At 67.6% G+C, this 18203-nt stretch carries 18 protein-coding genes; 11 read left to right on the top strand and 7 right to left on the bottom strand.

What is annotated here, in order from left to right; all coding sequences use genetic code 11:
* The first annotated feature begins 49 nt into the window (after window positions 1-49).
* Window positions 50-529, top strand: a complete 480-nt coding sequence (gene lspA / locus AC4GYS_RS03380) for a signal peptidase II (protein WP_491107697.1) — start codon at window positions 50-52, stop codon at window positions 527-529.
* Between the two features lie 130 nt (window positions 530-659).
* Here lspA and AC4GYS_RS03375 read toward each other — a convergent pair whose 3' ends face one another.
* Together AC4GYS_RS03375 and AC4GYS_RS03370 are read right to left on the bottom strand one after the other, a co-directional pair.
* Window positions 660-1913 carry a tyrosine-type recombinase/integrase gene (locus tag AC4GYS_RS03375; RefSeq protein WP_491107696.1) on the bottom strand — a complete coding sequence of 418 codons (1254 nt, stop codon included), beginning with the start codon at window positions 1911-1913 and terminating at the stop codon, window positions 660-662.
* Window positions 1914-2166: 253 nt separating this feature from the next.
* Complete coding sequence (locus AC4GYS_RS03370) at window positions 2167-2613, bottom strand: hypothetical protein (protein ID WP_491107695.1); 447 nt, start codon at window positions 2611-2613, stop codon at window positions 2167-2169.
* Window positions 2614-2883: 270 nt separating this feature from the next.
* On the opposite strand from AC4GYS_RS03370, the gene AC4GYS_RS03365 reads away from it, so the two are divergent.
* The 5 genes from AC4GYS_RS03365 (at window position 2884) to AC4GYS_RS03345 (ending at window position 8795) form a co-directional block, all read left to right on the top strand.
* On the top strand, window positions 2884-3438 hold the full coding sequence (locus AC4GYS_RS03365) for a hypothetical protein (RefSeq protein ID WP_491107694.1): 555 nt from the start codon (window positions 2884-2886) through the stop codon (window positions 3436-3438).
* 228 nt (window positions 3439-3666) lie between these two features.
* Window positions 3667-3987: a hypothetical protein gene (locus tag AC4GYS_RS03360; RefSeq protein ID WP_491107693.1), complete on the top strand. Its 321-nt coding sequence runs from the start codon at window positions 3667-3669 to the stop codon at window positions 3985-3987.
* Entirely contained in the window at window positions 3984-6482 is a 2499-nt protein-coding gene (locus tag AC4GYS_RS03355) for a TcfC E-set like domain-containing protein (RefSeq protein WP_491107692.1), read from the top strand. Before AC4GYS_RS03360 ends, AC4GYS_RS03355 begins: the two co-directional genes overlap by 4 nt.
* Window positions 6479-7162: a fimbrial biogenesis chaperone gene (locus tag AC4GYS_RS03350; RefSeq protein WP_491107691.1), complete on the top strand. Its 684-nt coding sequence runs from the start codon at window positions 6479-6481 to the stop codon at window positions 7160-7162. Before AC4GYS_RS03355 ends, AC4GYS_RS03350 begins: the two co-directional genes overlap by 4 nt.
* A 52-nt stretch (window positions 7163-7214) precedes the next feature.
* Window positions 7215-8795 carry an FAD-dependent oxidoreductase gene (locus AC4GYS_RS03345; RefSeq protein ID WP_491107690.1) on the top strand — a complete coding sequence of 527 codons (1581 nt, stop codon included), beginning with the start codon at window positions 7215-7217 and terminating at the stop codon, window positions 8793-8795.
* Here AC4GYS_RS03345 and bla read toward each other — a convergent pair.
* The 4 genes from bla to hemC all read right to left on the bottom strand — a co-directional run bounded on the left by bla (window position 8792) and on the right by hemC (window position 12347).
* Window positions 8792-9853: a class A beta-lactamase gene (gene bla / locus AC4GYS_RS03340; RefSeq protein WP_491107689.1), complete on the bottom strand. Its 1062-nt coding sequence runs from the start codon at window positions 9851-9853 to the stop codon at window positions 8792-8794. The two genes, AC4GYS_RS03345 and bla, sit on opposite strands and share 4 nt — an antisense overlap.
* Before the next feature lie 126 nt (window positions 9854-9979).
* Window positions 9980-10774, bottom strand: a complete 795-nt coding sequence (locus tag AC4GYS_RS03335) for a hypothetical protein (RefSeq protein WP_491107688.1) — start codon at window positions 10772-10774, stop codon at window positions 9980-9982.
* Window positions 10771-11439, bottom strand: a complete 669-nt coding sequence (locus AC4GYS_RS03330; protein WP_491107687.1) for a uroporphyrinogen-III synthase — start codon at window positions 11437-11439, stop codon at window positions 10771-10773. The genes AC4GYS_RS03335 and AC4GYS_RS03330 overlap by 4 nt, the downstream gene beginning before the upstream one ends.
* The gene (gene hemC / locus AC4GYS_RS03325) at window positions 11436-12347 is read right to left on the bottom strand and encodes a hydroxymethylbilane synthase (RefSeq protein WP_491107686.1); all 912 of its coding nucleotides are present in this window, start codon (window positions 12345-12347) and stop codon (window positions 11436-11438) included. Before hemC ends, AC4GYS_RS03330 begins: the two co-directional genes overlap by 4 nt.
* A gap of 55 nt (window positions 12348-12402) precedes the next feature.
* Here hemC and tsaD point away from each other — a divergent pair, with 55 nt between their 5' ends.
* Window positions 12403-13434: a tRNA (adenosine(37)-N6)-threonylcarbamoyltransferase complex transferase subunit TsaD gene (gene tsaD / locus AC4GYS_RS03320; RefSeq protein WP_491107685.1), complete on the top strand. Its 1032-nt coding sequence runs from the start codon at window positions 12403-12405 to the stop codon at window positions 13432-13434.
* A complete protein-coding gene (locus tag AC4GYS_RS03315; protein WP_491107684.1) occupies window positions 13431-14420 on the top strand; it encodes an NAD(P)H-dependent glycerol-3-phosphate dehydrogenase in 990 nt (329 codons plus the stop codon). The genes tsaD and AC4GYS_RS03315 overlap by 4 nt, the downstream gene beginning before the upstream one ends.
* Before the next feature lie 6 nt (window positions 14421-14426).
* Here AC4GYS_RS03315 and AC4GYS_RS03310 read toward each other — a convergent pair whose 3' ends face one another.
* A complete protein-coding gene (locus AC4GYS_RS03310; protein ID WP_491107683.1) occupies window positions 14427-14594 on the bottom strand; it encodes a DUF1674 domain-containing protein in 168 nt (55 codons plus the stop codon).
* A 17-nt stretch (window positions 14595-14611) separates the two neighbouring features.
* Between AC4GYS_RS03310 and AC4GYS_RS03305 the strand changes: the two genes are divergently transcribed.
* The 3 genes from AC4GYS_RS03305 to AC4GYS_RS03295 are packed head-to-tail and all read left to right on the top strand — an operon-like array spanning window position 14612 to window position 18183.
* Window positions 14612-15865, top strand: coding sequence for an RsmB/NOP family class I SAM-dependent RNA methyltransferase (locus AC4GYS_RS03305; RefSeq protein WP_491107682.1), 1254 nt, complete (start codon window positions 14612-14614; stop codon window positions 15863-15865).
* Window positions 15866-15880: 15 nt separating this feature from the next.
* On the top strand, window positions 15881-16537 hold the full coding sequence (gene rpe / locus AC4GYS_RS03300; RefSeq protein ID WP_491107681.1) for a ribulose-phosphate 3-epimerase: 657 nt from the start codon (window positions 15881-15883) through the stop codon (window positions 16535-16537).
* Entirely contained in the window at window positions 16534-18183 is a 1650-nt protein-coding gene (locus AC4GYS_RS03295; RefSeq protein WP_491107680.1) for a heparinase II/III family protein, read from the top strand. The genes rpe and AC4GYS_RS03295 overlap by 4 nt, the downstream gene beginning before the upstream one ends.
* The last annotated feature ends 20 nt before the right edge of the window (window positions 18184-18203 follow it).

The raw sequence follows: 18203 nt of genomic DNA, 5'->3' as shown, positions 1-18203 counted from the left end.
GCGAGGGTTTGGGGGCCCTTGGCCTGGTCGCACGGCCACAGGAGCGGTCATGGTGATCGTTGCTACCTTCGCACTCGATCAATTCACCAAGGCGGAAGCGTTTGCCTATGTGGCGCGCTTTGGCGATCTTGAACTGGTCTCGTTTCTAACCATTACGGCCGGAACGAATTCCGGCGTCGCTTTCGGTATGGCGACAGCAGCGCACCCGTTGCTTCTGACTGGCATCGCCGCTGTGATCTCGGTCGCCGTCGTGCTCCTGATGCGCAACGCGCACGGCGGGGTACGGAAGGCGGCGCTTGGTGCTATTCTCGGGGGCGCGCTCGGCAACATCGTCGACCGCGTAATGTTCGGCGCCGTACGTGACACGATAGACCTCCATTGGAATGGTTGGCACTGGCCTACCTTCAACTTGGCCGACGCCTTCATCTTCATCGGCGTGCTGGTACTTGTCTTCAGGCCAGAGCGAGCACAGTCGAAGAGCGAGAGCAGCCTAATCGATGGATCCTCTAAGCGGGACAAGTCGGCCTAATGAACGAGCGACGGCCGGTCCCGTCGCCGCGACTCCCGCTTTCGGATCACCAGAGCCGTCGCTGGTTGTCCGAAAAAAGCGCTAAGCTGACGTTAGCTCATCCCTCTGCGGATCGAAGCCAAGTGGCCGTCTAACCTACGCGAATCTCAGGCGCCGTAAGTTCCCTGGCCCACTTCTCCAGAGCCTCGCGCTTCTCCTGAGCGAAGCCATAGATATTGTAGCGGGCCTGAAGCCCTTTCAGCGCATGGCCAAGCACGAGCTCGGCTACAACCTCGCCAACCTCAAGGCGGCTGAGATGCGTCCGGACCGTTCGCCTTAAGTCGTGCAAGGAGAACCTTTTCATCGGCACTCCCAAGATCTTCTCCGCCTTCACGTGCAGGAGGTTCATCGTCTTTCGCGCGACTCCGGCGATGGGCTTCTCGCCGTTGGTCGTGGTGAGCATGAAGTCGCCACCGTTGAAGCAAGTAAGCCCGTCGAAGGTTGCTACGGCAGCATCCGGTAGAGCCACAAGGAAGTCCTTGCCGCTTTTATAGTGCTCAGGTGGGATCAGGAGCGTTGCAGCCTTGGCGTCATACCAAGTCCAACGCGCCGAGCAGATTTCGCTTTCTCGGCAGCCCGTCAGCATCAGAAGCCGGATAGCTTCACCCCAGGGATGAGCGAGCTGATGGCTCGCCGCCCACACCGCCTTCGCCTCCTTCATGGTCAGGAAGCGCTGACGCTTTTCCAGCTTAGGAGCGGGCACGTCTCGAAAGGGGTTCTCCTTCACCCGGCCAGACCGACGACCCCACTCGAACAGCATGGAGCCCCACTTTCGTACCTCAGCAGCCGCACCGTTCTTGAGCTTTTCGGCTTCCTGACTGTCGGCATCGCCCTGCCGAACGTCGGCGATCAGCTTGCGAGCATCGCGCTCCTTAACGGTGCCTGCTGGCATGTTCCCCCAGGTGGCACGCATGTGCCTGTCGAGAATCCACCTGGCGTTCCGGGCCGAACGCATGGTCTGCTCAGCATGGGTGAGGTAATCATCGATGAGTGCTTCCACCGTGTCCCTGCGATCGATGGCGTTCTCTTCGAAGGTGTCGATAGGATTTTCGCCTCGTTCGACCGCCTCAGCGTAAAGGCTGGCCTTTGCTCTCGCTGCCTTGATGCTGACCGCCGGATAGGTGCCCAAGCTCGCCCGGAGATAGCTTGCGCCGTTCAGCTGCGTGCCCCGCGCAGTCGTCCCGCCCGCTCCGCGCACCCGGAATCGGTAGGCCCAGGTCGGCCGGCCCCTCGGACCTACCCGCAAGCTCAACCCGTTGACCTTGTCGTCCTTCAGCTCGATCCTAGTAGGAGGCGGTTTATTCAGCAAAGCCTTCAACTGAACGTCTGATAGGCCCTTGGGCATGAATTGGGGTCCAAATTGGGGTGCAAAATACAGCGGCTCTGGCCGAACTGGACCGGACGGAACCGGACAGTCCTGAATACATCTTCCTTGTAGCGTCAAAGGCTTACCGGACAAGCAAAATCACTGCCGAACCTCGCCGGATGCAAGAACCCAAAGTTGCCAAGGTTGGGGTCGAGGGTTCGAATCCCTTCGCCCGCTCCAGCACTTGCGGCACTGATCCGGGTTGCCTTTCTTCCCTGGACCTTTCGGCGCCCTATTCGGGCGCGACGATCAGAGTGACGTTTTGTGCGGAGGTTTTCCCTACGCTGAGCGAGGCAAGTTCGTCGATCCGGCAAGAGGGACGCGTCGGCGCCTCGAACACGGCCGACACCGCACCGGGCCGAAGTTTGGCGGAGCGGGAGCCGACCTGCCAGCGTAGCTCCGTCTCCTGTCCCTCGCGGGGCAACGCGGTCAACCGATACTGGCCCGTGCCGCTGTTCAGCCACAGGCAGACAGGCGCTCCCGCTTCGGGCCGCAGCGCCGGGCGATGAACGAAGTTCAGCTTGCCCGTCGCGGCCACGCTGGCGGTGATCCGGATGGATCCGGTGGAGGTCGCGCCGGCCACGCCGTCCTGGCCGGCCGCGCTCGCCTGAACGCCGAGATCCAGCACGGCAGCACCGACCCCGGCAAGGATGGCTCGCGCGACCAGACCGTTCGACATTGTTTGGCCTCCGCCAGGAACGACACCGGTTAAACGACCGGTAACCCATTTATGTTCTTGTCGGACAGGGTGCTGCGGCGATCGTGCCAGAATCTTGCAGAAATCACCGTTTACGACCGATTCGGCCCGCCTGGTGATGCCCGGATTCACCGCTTCCGCTCTGGCACCGCGCCGCGATTGACCAAAATTTAACAGTTATCGGGTCCATTACGGAGGAGATCAGCTGGCGAGTCTGGCGGGTCTTCAACATTGGTGTGGGGATTTTCCAACATGACTTCATTCGTTTTCGGTCGTCGTCTGGCGGCTGTCTTGCTTGCGGGGGCCGGTCTTGCCGGCACGGCGCAGGCCGCGACCCAGGGCAACCTGGGCGCCACCTCGACCGGTACGGTCGTGATCAATGCCTCGGTTCCGGCCCAGGTCCGGATCAGCGGGCTGGAAGACGTGAACTTCACCGCGGTCGACCCGACCAACGACGTTGCCGCCGCCCAGAACGTTTGCGTCTGGAGCAACAACGCCAACAAGCGCTACCGGATCACGGCATCGGGCAGCGGAGCGAGCAGCGCCTTCACGCTGGGCAGCGGTGCGCTTCCCGCCATTCCCTATTCGGTCCAGTGGGACGACGTGTCGGGCGCCACCAGCGGTGATGCGCTGGCCACCGGCACTGCGCTCGGCAGCCAGACGTCGGTCGCCACCAATCCTTCCTGCACCGGGCTGAGCAACGAAAGCGCCAGCCTGATCGTCCGCATGGCCGCGGCCGACCTGCAGGCGATGCAGGCGCAGACCAGCTATACCGGCACGCTGACCCTGACGGTCGCGCCCGAGTAAGCAAGGCTCCAGGTGGCGCTCCAACCGACAGCCACCGGGACGACCAGAAAGCGGGGCGGTCACCTGCCGTCCCGCTTTTTTGGGGCCGTTGCCGGAATATGGTTACTGGCGGGTTCACACCCGGCAGGGGCGCAAGAGCGATTCGTTCGCATCTCGAAGCTGAGCGACGTAAACTTCGGATTGCTGGCCGACTTCAATAGCGATGCCGTACGCCGCCAGGATCTTTGCGTGTTCAGCGGGCGTCCCAATCTCGGGTACAATGTGCGGGCGACCGGCACCGGGGCAGGCGGAGCCTTCTCGCTCAGTAACGGGATCGACGCCCTTCCCTACCAAGTACAATGGGCTGCCAGCCCCGGCCAGACCAGCGGTTTCAACCTCATCCCCAATGTGACCCGCACCGGCCTCGTTAGCAGCGCGGCCCAGCAGACCTGCAGCAACGGCCCACCGACCACCGCCACCCTGATCGTGCTGATCCGCGCGGCGGCGCTGCAGGCGTCAGCCGGCGGCGCCTACAGCGGCACGCTGACGTTGGTGATCGCACCCGAATGAGCGCGGGCGCTTCCCGATCGCGTACACCGCGCTACGCGTCGCTGCTGGCGAGCTGTGCGCTGGCCGTGCCGCTGCCGGCACTGGCCGCGAGCACGAGCGCGTCCAACACCCGGGCAGGGGGAGCGGCGTTCGAAGCGAAAGTCGAGGCGCCCGAAGGCTTCGGGGACCTGACCTCCGCGCGCGACTTCCTGGCGGACCTTTACGTCGGCGGACGCCGCATGGGCGAGGTGCGGCTGACCAGCACGGGGTCCGCCATCCGTTTCCAAGACCCGCGATCGGTCGCAGCGCTGGTCCCCAACCTCGCCGATCCCCAGACCCTGGTCGCGGCCATCAGCACGGAGCTGGCGGCCAACGCGGGCAAGATCTGCTCCGCGCTGAACGGCACCGATTGCGGCCGGCTGCAACCGGAGGTCGCAGGCGTGATCTTCGATGAGGACCGGTTCCGCGTCGACCTCTTCCTGGCGCCCGGCCTGCTCACCACCGTGTCCGCGGTGCAGCAGGGCTATCTCGACGCTCCAGAGGCCGGCCTGTCGCTCGCCAGCTCCTTCGGCTTCACCCTGGCCGGTGCAGGCGATCAGCGAAGCTATCAATTGCAGGCGCGCAACATCGTGGGGCTGCGCAACGGTCGGCTGCGCAGCAACGCGGTGCTGGCCAGCCGACAGGGCTTGCTGGTCGATGACCTGGTGGCGGAAATCGACCGCCCGGGCTGGCGCTACTCGGGCGGCCTGTTCTGGGCGCCCGGTTCCGACTTTACGGGCCGTCGCCGAATGCTGGGGATTGGCGTTTCGACGCAGCTCGACACGCGGATCGACAAGGACTCGTTGCAAGGAACGCCGTTATTCCTGTTCCTTCAACAATCTGCGCGGGTGGACGTGCTGATCGACGGTCGCCTGGTGACCTCGCAATTCTACGACGCCGGCAACAACCTGCTCGACACCAGCATGTTGCCGACCGGGTCCTACCCGGTGGTGCTCAAGGTCTACGAAGCGGGCACGTCCCCGCGTGTGGAGCAGCGCTTCTTCGTGCGCACGCCCGCAATGGCTCCGCTCGGAAGAGCGCAATATTTCGCCTATGCGGGGATGATGGCCGACACCCGCAAGGGCCGACCGATCAGCCTGACCGACGCTTTCTATGCGCGCGCCGGAACTGCCCGCCGCCTTAGCCGCGACCTTGGCATCGAGGTCGCCGTCAGCGGCACCAACGGCAAGGCGATCGCCGAAGCGGGCGCCGTGCTCGCCACCCGCTTCGCCACCGTTCGCGCGCTCGGTCTTTTCTCCAGCAAGGGCGACCGCGGGGCCCTGGCACAAGTCAGTTCCGGCGACCTCGGTCCCGTCAGCTTCACCTTCGATCTGCGCCGCATCGATTCTGCTGAAGGTGGCCCGATCCTGCCGGTGCCGGCCAGTCCGGACAGCTTCTCCGGCAGTGTACCGACGCCGGCCCAAGCTATCGGCGGCCGTTACACGCAACTGACCGGCACGGCGGGCCTGTCGCTGGGCAACATCAACCTGCAGCTGCTGGGTTTCTTGCGCAAGGATCGCGGGACCGCGGCGACCTACAGTGTCGGACCGAGCATCAACTGGCGGCTGGTCGGCCTGCCCGGCATGCAGTTGACGCTTACCGCCGATGCCCAGAAGACCCAGTCCACGACCGCCGCCTTCATCGGTGCCCGGATGCTTGTCTCGCGCGGCGGCTTCTCGGTGGCAAGTGCGGCCGGCAGCTCCTGGCAGGGCGGCTCGACGGGCCACGGAGCACGACCGGTCGGCGGCGTGTCGGGACAATGGTACCGCCAGATCGACGAGCAGACGGAGGTCAACGCCCTCGCGGGGTTCGACCGGACCGGCCAGGAAACGACGGCCAGCGCCGGAGCGGCGCTGCACAGCCGGTTCGGGGTCGCGCGCGCCGATGTCCGCCACCGCTTCGACGCCGGCGAGCGCCCGGCCACCGAATATATCGTCAACCTCCAGTCGGGCGGCGCGCTGACCGCGGGCGCACTTCAACTGGGCGGCCGCAACCTTGACGAGAGCGCCATCATCGCCAGTGTCGAGGGCACCGGTGGCCCGTTCGAACTGCTCATCGACGAGGTCTCCCAGGGCCGCATTGCCGGCAACGGCTCGCTGCCTCTGTTCCTGCGGCCGTACCGTACTTACCAGCTGCGCCTGCGCGCCGTTGGCGGCCAGGCCAGCGATTATGATTCGGGCACCCGCAGCATCACGCTGTACCCCGGAAACGTGGTGCAGGCGGTGTGGCGCGCGGTGCCGGTCGTGACCCTGTTCGGGCGGGCGCTCGATACGTCGGGCCAGCCGGTCGGCAGCGCTCTGGTCGAAGCACGGCGGGGGTCGGGGCAAACGGACGAGGAAGGCTGGTTCCAGGTCGACGTGAGCGATGACGCGCAGCTTGGTTTCACCCGCGACGACGGCAGCAGCTGCAAGGTGACGCTCGGCCGGATCGATCGCAGCAAGGATTATATCAGAGTGGGAGACGTGACGTGCCGATGAAGTCGTTCCTGGTTCGGGCCGCTGCGGGAATGCTGCTGACGGCAGCGGCGATCCCCGCCTCAGCGGAGATCGTGTTGAGCCAGCTGATCGTCGAGCTCGGGTCCGGCAAGGACCAGCGCGGCGACATCGAAGTTCGCAATCTCGACAAGGAGCGGGCTTATGTCCTGGTCGAACCGCAGGAAGTGGTCAGCCCCGGCCTGCCCGGCGAGCAGCGATCACGCGAGCGCGATCCGGAAAAGCTCGGGTTGCTGGTCTCGCCCGCCCGCATGGTGCTGGAACCCGGCCAGACCCGGCTTCTGCGCGTGGCGCTGGCAGGTCCCGCACCGGCCCGCGAGCGCGTGTATCGAATCACGGTCAAGCCGACCACGGGCAAGGTCAGCGCCGACGTCTCCGGGCTGAAGATCCTGATCGGATACGAGGTGCTGGTGCTGGTCCGCGCAGGGGAAAAGAAGCCGCAACTCGTCGCCACGCGCACCGGCCGGACGCTTGCCATCCGCAACACCGGGACCGGCAGCGTCGAACTCGCAGACGGCAAGCAGTGCGCCGCGAAGGACCGCTGTCAGCCGCTGGCCGGCAAGCGACTTTACGCCGGTGCGCAATGGCAATGGACCTTGCCGGGCGAAGGACCAGCCGATTTCATGGTCATGAGTCCTGCGGGCAACGTTCGGCAGAGTTTCTGATCGTTCGTCCGCTTGCGCTTGTGTCGGGGGGGTGACCTGTTAAGCCGAGCCAATGCTGATCGACTTGGGGCAGGGGGCACCCCAGACCTTCCAGGCGGATGTTGCGGTGATCGGGGCTGGCGCGGCTGGCCTTACGCTTGCCCGGCGGCTGCTGAGCCACGGTCGGTCGGTCATGCTGATCGAAAGCGGTGGGTTCGATCATGAGCCGGCCGCGGCCGACCTCAATCGCGGCGAAGCGGTCGGTCAGCCGTACTACGATCTCGTCGATACCAGGCTGCGCTTCTTCGGCGGCACTACTGCCATCTGGGGCGGCCGCGCGGCCGAGATGGACCCGATCGACTTCGAGCAGCGCGATTGGGTCCCCTGGTCGGGCTGGCCGTTCCGCCATGCGGAGATCGCGCCCTACTATCGCGAGGCCCGGGCACTGCTCGACTTGCCCGAAGTCGATCCCGCGACTGGCTCGCCCTTGCTCGATCGGCTCGACCCCGGCCGGCTGTCGGTGCGGCACTGGTTGATCGACCTCCAGTTCGATCGCTTCGGCCGCCGGCGCAATGCCGACCTGCTGGCCGACCCCCGCCTGACGCTGCTGACTCACGCCACTGTCACCAACATCCGATTGGCTGCCGACGGCCATGCCGTCGATGGCCTCGACGTCCGGGGGCGAGGTGGCTCCGCGCACCGGGTCACCGCCAAGGAATATGTGCTGGCGGCGGGCGGGTTCGAGAATCCTCGGCTGCTGCTGGCCTCCAACTCGGTCCAGAAGGCGGGCGTCGGCAACGACCGCGACCTCGTGGGCCGTTTCTTCATGGAGCATCCGCATGGGCGCGGCGGCCGCATCCATGGTGCTCCCGCCTGGCAGCTGCTGCGAGCCTTCCAGAAACGCCGGCTGGGGCATCAGGAAACCGCCGCGCTGCTGACGCTCTCGCCTCAGTTGCAGGCGAAGCATCGCATCTTGAATAGTGCCATCACCATTGCCGCCAGACCCCCGGCCAGCGGCAGCCAGCCGCTGCTGACCGCCACCTATCTGGCGGCCAAGCACCGGTTCGAACCGACGGAACGCGGCCGGGCGTTCTGGAAAGGCTACAAGACGGTCGGCCGTTACCTGCGCCAGGGGCTGGGACCCGTGTATGGTTGGGCTCGCCACCGCCTGCGCTCGGACGAGCTGGTTCTGGTGCTGCGCGGCGAGCAGGCGCCCAACCCCGATAGCCGGGTCACCCTGTTGCCGGACCAGCGTGACGCCACGGGGGTTCCGCGCATCAGGCTGGATTGGCAGTTGCTGCCGCAGGATCGGGAAAGCGTCGCTGCCTTGGTGGACGTGCTGGCGAGCGAGGCCGAACGGCTCGGCCTGGGCAAGGTCGAGGCAGCCCGGTGGCTGGCCGACGATTCGGTCAATTGGGTCAGCGATCCGCTGGTCAGCGTCCACCCGCTTGGCGGCTATCATCACATGGGCACGACCCGGATGGCGGACGACCCCTCACGCGGCGTCGCCGACGGTTGGGGACAACTTCATGGCGTCAGCAATCTGCATATCGCCGGATCGTCGCTGTTTCCGACCGGGGGCTGGGCCAATCCGACGTTGACGGTTCTGGCACTGGCCCTGCGCACCGCCGACCGGATCGCCGGAAAGGCCTAAAGGCTGACCATCGAGCCGTAGCTTGCCTCGTGCTGGTCGATCACGGCCCGCACCACGTCGTTCATCAAGTTCATGCGGGTGATGAGCGGCGTCGAGGTTCGCTTGATCATCACCGCGACGGAATAGCTGCGGCCGTTGGGTGCAGTGACGATCCCGATGTCGTTGTAACCCGCCTGTACTCCGCCAAGCACCTGGCCGGTGCCGGTCTTGTGACTGAGCGTCCAACCCGGCTTCAACCCGCCGCGAAGCCGGTTCTTGCCGGTCCGGGTATTGCCCATGATCGTTAGAAGGCGCGCGGTGGACGATGGTGACAGCAGCTCGCCGCGCTTCAGCCGAGCCAGCGTGTCGACCAGGGCGTAAGGCGCCGCGCCGTCGTAGGGGTCCTCGATATAACGATTGAACAGCGACTGGCGCACGCTCATCGGCAAGGCGTTTCGCGCCTTGTAGAAGGCATCGCCGATCGAATAGCTCTGGCTCCAGGTCAGGCCGGCAATGCGCGACTGAAGGGCGCGTTCACCATCGTAGAAGCGAATATCCCCCAGTCGGCGACTGGCGATAAAGGCCCGCACGGTGTCCGGCCCTCCGGCGACGCGCATCAGCTTGTCGTTGGCGGTGTTGTCGCTCTTGGTGATCGCGTCGACCAGCAGCGCTTCCACGGTGGTGGTGTAGCTGCCCCCGCCGATGACCCGCTGGGCAATCGGTTGGTTGAACAAGGTGAGGTCGCTGCGGGTCAAGGTCACGGGCTGATTCAATCGCAGCCGGCCGCGATCCACCTGATCCATTGCGGTAAGGGCCACCATGAACTTGCTGACACTTTGCTGGGGGAACAGCTCTTCACCGCGCCAACCGGTCCGCCAGCCGGTATCCACCGACTGGACGGCAATTCCGACGCGTCCATTGAAACCCCGGGCCAGCGCATCGATGCGGTTTGCCAGCGCTGCCGGCGCCGGGCTTGCCGTGGCCCGAAGTGATGGGACGCCTTGCGCGCTGACGCTCGCCGGGCCGGCAATGGTTGCCAGCACTACCGCCAGTCCCTTCATCAGACGAAGTGACGTCATGAAGTCGAACCCCCTGCAGATCACCCGATTGATCTTGCGCAACTATTCGCCGGCGAGGCTGAACAAAGGCTGTTCAACGCCGCCTTCGGTCCAGGAATCGCAAAAGCGGGAGTCCGTGGCAAGCCTTTAGCGGCCGAGCAGCGCGGCGCTCTCGATCTCGTCCAGTGCCCGATGCGCGACCACATAGGTTCGCGCGCGGCCGACCCAAGCGCCGGCCTTGCCGATGCCGGGCAGGCGCATCGCCTCGGCGAGTGCCTGGTCCACCTGTCCCGCCGCCAGCCGTTGCCGGGCGCGTTCGGCGGTCGCCGAGGGGCGTTGGCTCGGCCGGTCGGCACGGCGGATCATGATCAATGAGCCGAGCTCGCGTTTGGTCGCTTCCCACACACTTTCGTCGGTGCCACCCCGGCTGAGTTCGGGGGCGAGCGCGTCGAATTCGGCGGTCAGCTGGTCGAGCCGGACCGGCGTCCGCGACGCGGTGATGACCGCGGCCACGGCCTGCCGGTGAGACGCCCCGAACCGGTCCGCCAACAGCGGCTCGAGATAACCCAGCGCCACACCGCGATCGATCGCCCGGCGCGCGGCGAAGGCGACCAGCAGCGCGTCCGCCCGCCCGGCCGATCCGGCCACTTGCTGCGTTGCGCTTTCCAGCCGGGCCAGCCGCAACTCGAGTGCCGTTACGCGGGCGGCATCATCGGGATTGCCGAGCGCGGCGGGGTTTCCGCCCGGGCCCAATCTCAAGGCCGGCGACACCGTTGGTCCTGGCAAGATTGGCGCCGGCGCGGCCACCCCGAAGAAGCGCGCGGCCGGCTCGTAGCGGGCAAGTCCCCACACCGCCGCCCCAGCCCCGGCCAGCAGAAGAAGCAGAACAAGGAGCAGCCAGGCGGCGATGCCAAGGCCCCGTCGAGGCGCAGTTGAAGTCATTCCGGCGGCGATTCTTGGCACAGGCGCGCGGCCAGGGAAAGCAGCGCCGCGTCATTGGGCCGGTCGGCGACGGCAACCTCTAGCCAGCCTGCGCCACACGCCTCGGCCGTTGCGCCACTGATCGCCACAAGGCTGATCGCGGCGCGGTCCGCCACCAGCTCCGCCAACTGGGCTCCGGCGCGGGGCGAATGGACCAGCACGACCGCGCCGTCGAGGACTTGCAAGGGCGGTGGCGGATCGGCCGTGACCGAACGATAGACCGCGAGCGAACTGATCTGCTGGCGGGGCGACGACGGGGCGCGCCGATCTTCTCCGCACAGATGCAGCAAACGGAGATCCGCAGGCAGTGACGCCAGCAGTTCGTCCACGCCGCCGCTGCCGATGCTCGCCACGACGAAACCGGCTTGGGAAGCCGCTGCCGCGGTCTCCTGCCCCACGGCATGGACCGGCAGGTCGATGAGCTTGGCTAGCGGCGGCCCGGCGTGACGAACGGCATTGGCGCTGGTCAGGAGCAGACCGTCGAACGCTTCGGGCGCGGGCATCCGCCAAGCCATTCCCTCAATTCGGAACAAGGGCAGCGCAACGGCGTCCAGCCCATGATCCTGTGCGCGGCGAATGGTTGCCGCTGCGCCGGGCTCCGGGCGGAGCACCACCAGCCGCTTCATGTAAACAGCATTCGGATCGCCGGGGGCGCCCGACCGAGCAGATCGGATGCCAGCAGCGCCGGGGCATCGTCGCCGGTAGCGAACCGCACCTCGCCCGCGACCCGCTCCTGCCCCTCGGTGCTGAGCAGTTCGGCGCGTAGCCACAAGCGCCCGTCGGCACCTTCGATGGCAAGTGCGGCTACGGGCGAGTGACACGACCCGCCGATGGCTCGCGCGAATTGCCGCTCCGCCGTGACCGCGGAGGAGGTGGGCGAGTGGTCGATCGCCGCCAGGAGACCGCGCATCTCGTCATCGTCCCGGCGGCACTCCGCGCCGATGGCGGCCTGCGCTGGGGCGGGCAACATGACGTCGGTTTCGATCGCGCAGCCTTCATCGATTCCAAGGCGGTCCAGTCCCGCCGCAGCAAGGAACGACGCATCGAACTCGCCCGCTTCGATCTTCAGCAAACGCGTGGCGACGTTGCCGCGAATGGGCGCCACCGACAGGTCCGGCCGCTGCCGCAGCAGCTGGGCGGCGCGTCTGGGCGAAGAGGTGCCGACCCGGGCGCCCTGGCTCAGCGCATCGATCGACGGCGCCCCGATCAGCCGGTCCCGCACGTCGGCCCGGGGCAGCATCGCGGCCACGCACAGCGCTGCCGGCCGCTCGCTTTCAACGTCCTTCATCGAATGGACGGACAGGTCCGTTTCGCCATTCAGCACGTAGGCATCCAATTCCTTGGTCCACAGCGCCTTGCCGCCGACCTCCGCCAACGGCCGATCCTGGATCCGGTCGCCACTGGTCTTCACCGCCTTGATGAGAACGGTGCCGGCTTCCCAGCCATGGGCCGCCTCCAGCGCCGCCGCGACCATGCGGGCCTGCGCCAGGGCGAGCGGGGAGGCGCGGGTGCCGAGAACAGGAGGTCGCTGCATCTTGACCTCCCCCTAGTGCATGTCGCCGCCTTCGGGCAAAGGGCATTCCCAACCCATGTCATTCATCCTCGGCCTTGAATCTTCCTGCGACGACAGCGCCGCCGCGCTCGTCACCAGCGACCGGCGCATCCTGGCGCAGGCCGTAATCGGCCAGAATAGCGCACATCAGCCCTTTGGTGGGGTCGTCCCGGAAATTGCCGCCCGCGCCCATGTCGAGGTCTTGCCGGGCCTGATCCGGCAAGTGCTGAAGGACGCGAACGTGCAGGCGGGCGAGGTCGACGCGATCGCGGCCACCGCCGGGCCCGGCCTGATCGGCGGCGTCATGGTCGGCCTGCTGGCCGGCAAGGGGCTTTCGCTGGCGCTCGGCAAACCCCTCCTCGCGGTCAATCATCTGGAAGGCCACGCCCTGTCGCCGCGGCTGACCGACCCCAGCCTCGGCTTCCCCTATCTGCTGCTGCTTGCCAGCGGCGGGCACTGCCAGCTGCTGGAGGTCCGCGGCGTCGGCGACTATCGCCGGCTCGCCACGACGATCGACGATGCGGCGGGCGAGGCGTTCGACAAGGCCGCCAAGCTGCTTGGCCTGCCCTATCCCGGCGGCCCCGCGATCGAGGCGCTGGCCGCGGGCGGCGACCCCCACGCTGTCCGTCTGCCACGACCGCTGGTCGGATCCGGCGAGCCGCATTTTTCCTTCGCCGGGCTCAAGAGCGCGGTCCAGCGTGCCGTGCAGAGCGGGAGCCATCGGCCGGAGGATATTGCCGCCTCGTTCCAGCAGGCCGTAATCGATTGCCTGGTCGACCGCACCCGATTGGCACTCGAACAAAGCGATGCGCCGGCCTTGGTCGTGGCCGGCGGCGTGGCGGCAAACCATCGGATACGCTCGGCGCTGGCGGACCTGGCGCAGGCGCAGGGCCGGCAATTCTCAGTCCCGCCCGGCTGGCTGTGCACGGACAATGCGGCGATGATCGCCTGGGCCGGAGCGGAGCGGCTCGCGGCCGGGCTGACGGACGACCTAGACGCCCCGGCCCGGGCTCGCTGGCCGCTCGATAGCGCGGCGGAGTCGGTCAGGGGAGCGGGGGTGAAGGCATGACGATCACACGTATCGGCGTCATCGGCGGCGGTGCCTGGGGGACGGCGCTGGCACAGGTCGCGGCGGGGAAGGGGCACGAAACCCTCTTGTGGGCGCGCGAGCCGGAGGTAATCGACGCGGTCAATGCTCGGCACGAGAACACGGCGTTCCTCGCCGGGGTCCCGCTCAGCCCCGCGATCCGCGCCACGAACGACGCGGCGGAACTGGACGGCTGTGACGCCTGGCTGGTCGTGACCCCGGCCCAGCACATGCGCAGCGTGCTGTCGTCGGCGCCGGCCTGCGGCCGACCGCTGCTGCTGTGCTCCAAGGGCATTGAAGGGGCCAGCGGAGCACTGCTGCACCAGGTCGCGCATGAGGTTTGCCCCGATGCCGACGTCATGGTCCTGTCCGGCCCGACGTTCGCCCATGAAGTGGCGGCAGGCCTTCCCACCGCCCTGACCCTCGCCGCCGCCGACCTCGGCAAGGCCGAGCAGGTCCGTGAGCGGCTCGCGCTGCCGGGCTTTCGCATTTACCTGAGCGACGATGTCGCCGGGGCCGAGGTCGGCGGAGCGGTCAAGAACGTGCTGGCGATCGCCTGCGGGGTCGTCGAGGGCAAGGGCCTCGGCCAGAATGCCCGCGCCGCATTGATCGCCCGCGGCTTCGCGGAGATGAGCCGGTTCGGCGGCGCCTACGGGGCCCGGCGCAAAACCCTGGCGGGGCTATGCGGGCTTGGCGATTTGGTGCTCACCTGCTCCTCGACCAGCAGCCGCAATTTCTCCCTCGGCAAGGGTATCGGCGAAGGCCTGAGCGCGGCCGAACTGCTGGCCGATCGCAAGACGGTGGCGGAGGGCGCGTTCACCGCCCCGGTGCTTCATCGGCTGGCACAGGAACGCGGGATCGACATGCCGATCGTGGCGGCAGTGAACGCGCTGCTGAGCGGCGCCGTCGGGGTCGACGAGGTGCTGGAGCAGCTGCTGAGCCGGCCACCGCGCGTGGAAGCCCATTAGATGACGTCAGAAGTCCCAGGCGATCCCGTTCTTTTCCCAATCGCCGTAGCGGGTCGGCTCCGGTCGCGGCTTGTCGCCGCGCGGGGGCTCGGCCGGCTCGACGGCCTGCGGCGTCGGCACCGGCGGCGACCTCGACAAATAGGCGGGCGGATCGAGATGCTTCGGGCGTTTCATGACGGGAGAGATGGGCGTTGAAACCGGCAAAGCCAAGCGCTCCCGAGGGACTCGGATCCCGGCGTGCAGCGCTGCAGTTGCTGGACGCCGTGCTGCGCCGCGGCCAAACGCTTGAATCGGCCGCGCAAAATGTCGCGGCGGACGACAAGCCGCTGGCACTCGCCATCGCCGGCGAGGCGCTCAGGCGCTTGCCGGATCTCGACGCACTGATCGACTCCGCGACGAGGCAGAATCTACCGGATGACGCCAAGGCGCGCGCTGTTCTGCGGATTGCGCTCGCTCAGAAGATGGCGCTCAACGTACCGGATCACGCCTTGGTGGCCACGGCGCTTCCACTGGTGGACGGTGGCCCTCGGCGACTGGTGCACGGGGTCCTTGGCACATTGCTGAGGCGGGGGATCGAGCGGGCCGACGAAGCTGCTCTGCCAGAGGATGTCGAGAAGCGCTGGCGGTCGGCCTGGGGCGATGACGTCGTGGCGGCGGCACGGCGGATGATCGTCCAGCGCCCGCCGCTGGACTTGAGCTTCGCCGACCCGGATGCAGCCTCTGCCTTTGCCGAAGCGCATGGGGCCGAGCAGCTTGCTCCCGGTCACGTCCGCCTGCACGGCGGCGCGTCGGTCACCAATCTGCCGGGTTTCGGGGCGGGTGGCTGGTGGGTGCAGGACCTGGCGGCCTCGCTCCCGGGCCGGCTGATGCCGGCCGGCCCGAGCCGGGTGCTGGATCTCTGCGCCGCTCCAGGCGGCAAGACGATGCAATTGGCGGCCGCCGGCCATCGGGTCACCGCCCTTGACCGATCGGCAAGTCGTCTCAGGCGACTTGCCGAGAATCTGGCCCGCACCGGCCTCCAGGCGGACACCGTCGTTGCCGATGCTCTGGACTGGCCAGGTGGCGAGTTCGACGCCGTGCTGCTCGATGCGCCCTGCTCCGCCACCGGCACCTTTCGCCGCCATCCGGAAGTCATTTACCGGGCGCGCCGATCGATCATTGAGGAAGGCGCCGCCCTCCAGACCCGCCTCCTTGCCCATGCCGCAACGCTGGTCCGTCCCGGGGGCGTCCTCGTCTACGCTGTCTGCTCGCTGGAGCCGGAGGAGGGCGAACAGGTCGTCACCGCGCACGATCAGCTTCGGCTCGACCCGATCCGGCCGGACGAACTGCCGGCGGGGATCGCACCGACTGAGCGGGGCTGGCTGCGGGTGTTGCCCGGCATGCTGGAGGACAAGGGCGGTCTCGATGGCTTCTTTGTCGCCCGGCTTGTCCGCCCGCCCGCTTAGCGTCTAATCGACCCCATGGTCCTGATCGCTCCCTCCATCCTGTCCGCCGACTTCGCGAAACTCGGGGAGGAGGTCCGGGCGATCGACGCCGCGGGCGCCGACTGGATCCATATCGACGTCATGGACGGTCATTTCGTGCCCAATCTCACCATCGGCCCGGCGGTGGTGAAGGCGCTTCGTCCGCACTCGGCCAAGCCGTTCGACGTGCACCTGATGATCTCGCCGATCGACCCGTTCCTTGATGCCTTTGCCGAGGCCGGTGCCGATGTCATCACCGTGCATCCGGAGGCCGGGCCGCACCTCCACCGGACCATCCAGCGCATCAAGGGACTCGGCAGGAAGGCGGGCGTTTCGCTCAACCCCGCGACCCCGGCGAAGATGCTCGACTATGTGCTCGAGGAGATCGACCTCGTGCTGGTGATGAGCGTCAATCCCGGCTTCGGCGGCCAGAAGTTCATCTCCAGCCAGCTGCGCAAGATCGAAGCGATCGCCAAGCGGATCGCCAAGGAAGGGCTGGACGTTCAGTTGGAGGTGGATGGTGGTGTCGATGCGGCGACCGCGCGTCAGTGCAGCGACGCGGGCGCCACGGTGCTGGTGGCCGGAACGGCGGCCTTCCGCGGTGGGCCCGGCGCCTACGCGACGAACATCTCCGCGCTGAAGGGGGCCGAGTGAGCGCAGACGCGGCGAGTCGGGCCGCCGTCCAGAAACTGGGCCGACGCCCCTTGCTGTCGCGCCTGTTCGGACGCGGCAAGCAGGCGCTGCGCCTGACCGCCGTCCCGCGCGATCACGTGCAGGGCGATCGCGCGCGGGGCGATCAGCTGCTGGCCGGCAAGCTGATTCACGGCTCGGCCATGCTGGCCCTGCCGGAAATCGACTTCGCGGACATCGGCTCTGAAACGGGTATCGCGCGCGAGCTCCAGGGTTTCTCCTGGTTGCGCGATCTCGCGGCGGCGGCATCGCGCGACCGTGGCGCGCGCCTCGCTGAGGCGGTGGCCGGGCGGTGGCTGCTGGCCCATGGCCGGAAGGTGGACGCGGCCTGGGCGCCGGCTTTGTGGGGGGAGCGGCTGCTGTTCTGGACTGCCTACGCGCCCTATCTTCTGTCCAGCAACGACGCCAACTACCGCTCCGCCTTGCTGAACACGGTCTCCCGCGGGGTCCGGCATCTTGCCGCCAACGCCGATAGTGCCGCGCCCGGGCTCCCGCGCATTACCGCATGGGCCGGACTGACCGCCGCAAGCCTGTTGCTTGAGGGTGGTGTGCATCGCGTGGCGCGGGCTGAAGCCGGCCTTCTTCGGGCGCTGGCCACCGGGCAGGCCGAGGACGGCGGCCTCCTGTCGCGCAACCCCGCGGATCAGGCGCTGCTGGTTGATCGCCTCGGCCTGCTTCGCGCCGCCTACCACGCGGCCAAGCAAAGCATGCCCGAAGGCCTGGAAAGTGCGGCCACTGCGGCCCTCGCCGCGCTGCATGGCGTCACCATGGGCGATGGTGCGCTCGGCAGCTGGCAGGGGGGCAATCCCGGCGAAGTGGCGCGGATCGCGGCGCTGATCGAAGGCTGCGGTCTGCGCGCGCGCCCACTGCGCCAGGCCCGCAGCTGGGGCTACCAGCGGCTGACCGCGCTCGGCACGGTAATCGTGGTCGACGCGGCCCCGCCGCCCCCGACCCGCGTCGCGCGGATCGGCTCCGCCTCGACCCTTGCCTTCGAGCTGAGCGACGGGCCGCAGCGGCTGGTGGTCAACTGCGGCGGGCCGGGCAACCTGCCCACCGACATCCCCCCGGAACTTGCCCTCGCCCTGCGCACCACCGCGGCCCACAGCACGCTGACGCTGGGGGACACCAATTCCACCGCCCTTCTGGCCGACGGTTCGCTCGGCAAGGGTGTTGAGGAGGTGACGCTCGACCGGCGCGAGGACGACGAGTTCAGCCGGCTGGAGGCAGGGCATGATGGCTACCTGCGCGGCTTCGGTCTGCTACATACCCGCGGCCTCGCCCTCGCCAATGACGGCAAGGAAGTGCGCGGGCAGGACAAGTTGGCGCCACGCGGCCGCAAGAAGATCAAGGACGCCGCCCCCTATGCCATCCGATTTCACCTTGCTCCCGGGGTCGAGGCCGTGCCGACTGCCGACGGCATGGGCGCGATCCTTCGCTCGCCCGGTGCACCGCCATGGAACTTCCGCTGTCGCGGCGCGCAGCTTGAAGTGGAAGAAAGCGTGTGGGTCGACGGCAGCGGTCGGCTGACCGGTACCACCCAACTTGCCATTGTCGGGGAAGTGTCGGCATTGGGGGCCGAAATCGGCTGGCAGTTCCGCCGGTCGTCCTGACGCACAGCCAAGGAGCACCC

This window comes from Sphingomonas sp. SP1, assembly GCF_058313395.1.
Note: the sequence above shows the minus strand (reverse complement) of the source record. Positions and strands in the feature narration are given on the sequence as shown.

What these genes read in the sequence shown, in the direction of transcription:
- hemC (WP_491107686.1), bottom strand. Translation starts at nt 12,347, where the DNA reads ATGCAGCGACCTCCTGTTCTCGGCACCCGCGCCTCCCCGCTCGCCCTG.
- bla (WP_491107689.1), bottom strand. Translation starts at nt 9,853, where the DNA reads ATGACGTCACTTCGTCTGATGAAGGGACTGGCGGTAGTGCTGGCAACC.
- AC4GYS_RS03370 (WP_491107695.1), bottom strand. Translation starts at nt 2,613, where the DNA reads ATGTCGAACGGTCTGGTCGCGCGAGCCATCCTTGCCGGGGTCGGTGCT.
- AC4GYS_RS03355 (WP_491107692.1), top strand. Translation starts at nt 3,984, where the DNA reads ATGAGCGCGGGCGCTTCCCGATCGCGTACACCGCGCTACGCGTCGCTG.
- AC4GYS_RS03330 (WP_491107687.1), bottom strand. Translation starts at nt 11,439, where the DNA reads ATGAAGCGGCTGGTGGTGCTCCGCCCGGAGCCCGGCGCAGCGGCAACC.
- AC4GYS_RS03335 (WP_491107688.1), bottom strand. Translation starts at nt 10,774, where the DNA reads ATGACTTCAACTGCGCCTCGACGGGGCCTTGGCATCGCCGCCTGGCTG.
- AC4GYS_RS03315 (WP_491107684.1), top strand. Translation starts at nt 13,431, where the DNA reads ATGACGATCACACGTATCGGCGTCATCGGCGGCGGTGCCTGGGGGACG.
- AC4GYS_RS03365 (WP_491107694.1), top strand. Translation starts at nt 2,884, where the DNA reads ATGACTTCATTCGTTTTCGGTCGTCGTCTGGCGGCTGTCTTGCTTGCG.
- lspA (WP_491107697.1), top strand. Translation starts at nt 50, where the DNA reads ATGGTGATCGTTGCTACCTTCGCACTCGATCAATTCACCAAGGCGGAA.
- tsaD (WP_491107685.1), top strand. Translation starts at nt 12,403, where the DNA reads ATGTCATTCATCCTCGGCCTTGAATCTTCCTGCGACGACAGCGCCGCC.
- AC4GYS_RS03345 (WP_491107690.1), top strand. Translation starts at nt 7,215, where the DNA reads ATGCTGATCGACTTGGGGCAGGGGGCACCCCAGACCTTCCAGGCGGAT.
- AC4GYS_RS03375 (WP_491107696.1), bottom strand. Translation starts at nt 1,913, where the DNA reads ATGCCCAAGGGCCTATCAGACGTTCAGTTGAAGGCTTTGCTGAATAAA.
- AC4GYS_RS03310 (WP_491107683.1), bottom strand. Translation starts at nt 14,594, where the DNA reads ATGAAACGCCCGAAGCATCTCGATCCGCCCGCCTATTTGTCGAGGTCG.
- rpe (WP_491107681.1), top strand. Translation starts at nt 15,881, where the DNA reads ATGGTCCTGATCGCTCCCTCCATCCTGTCCGCCGACTTCGCGAAACTC.
- AC4GYS_RS03350 (WP_491107691.1), top strand. Translation starts at nt 6,479, where the DNA reads ATGAAGTCGTTCCTGGTTCGGGCCGCTGCGGGAATGCTGCTGACGGCA.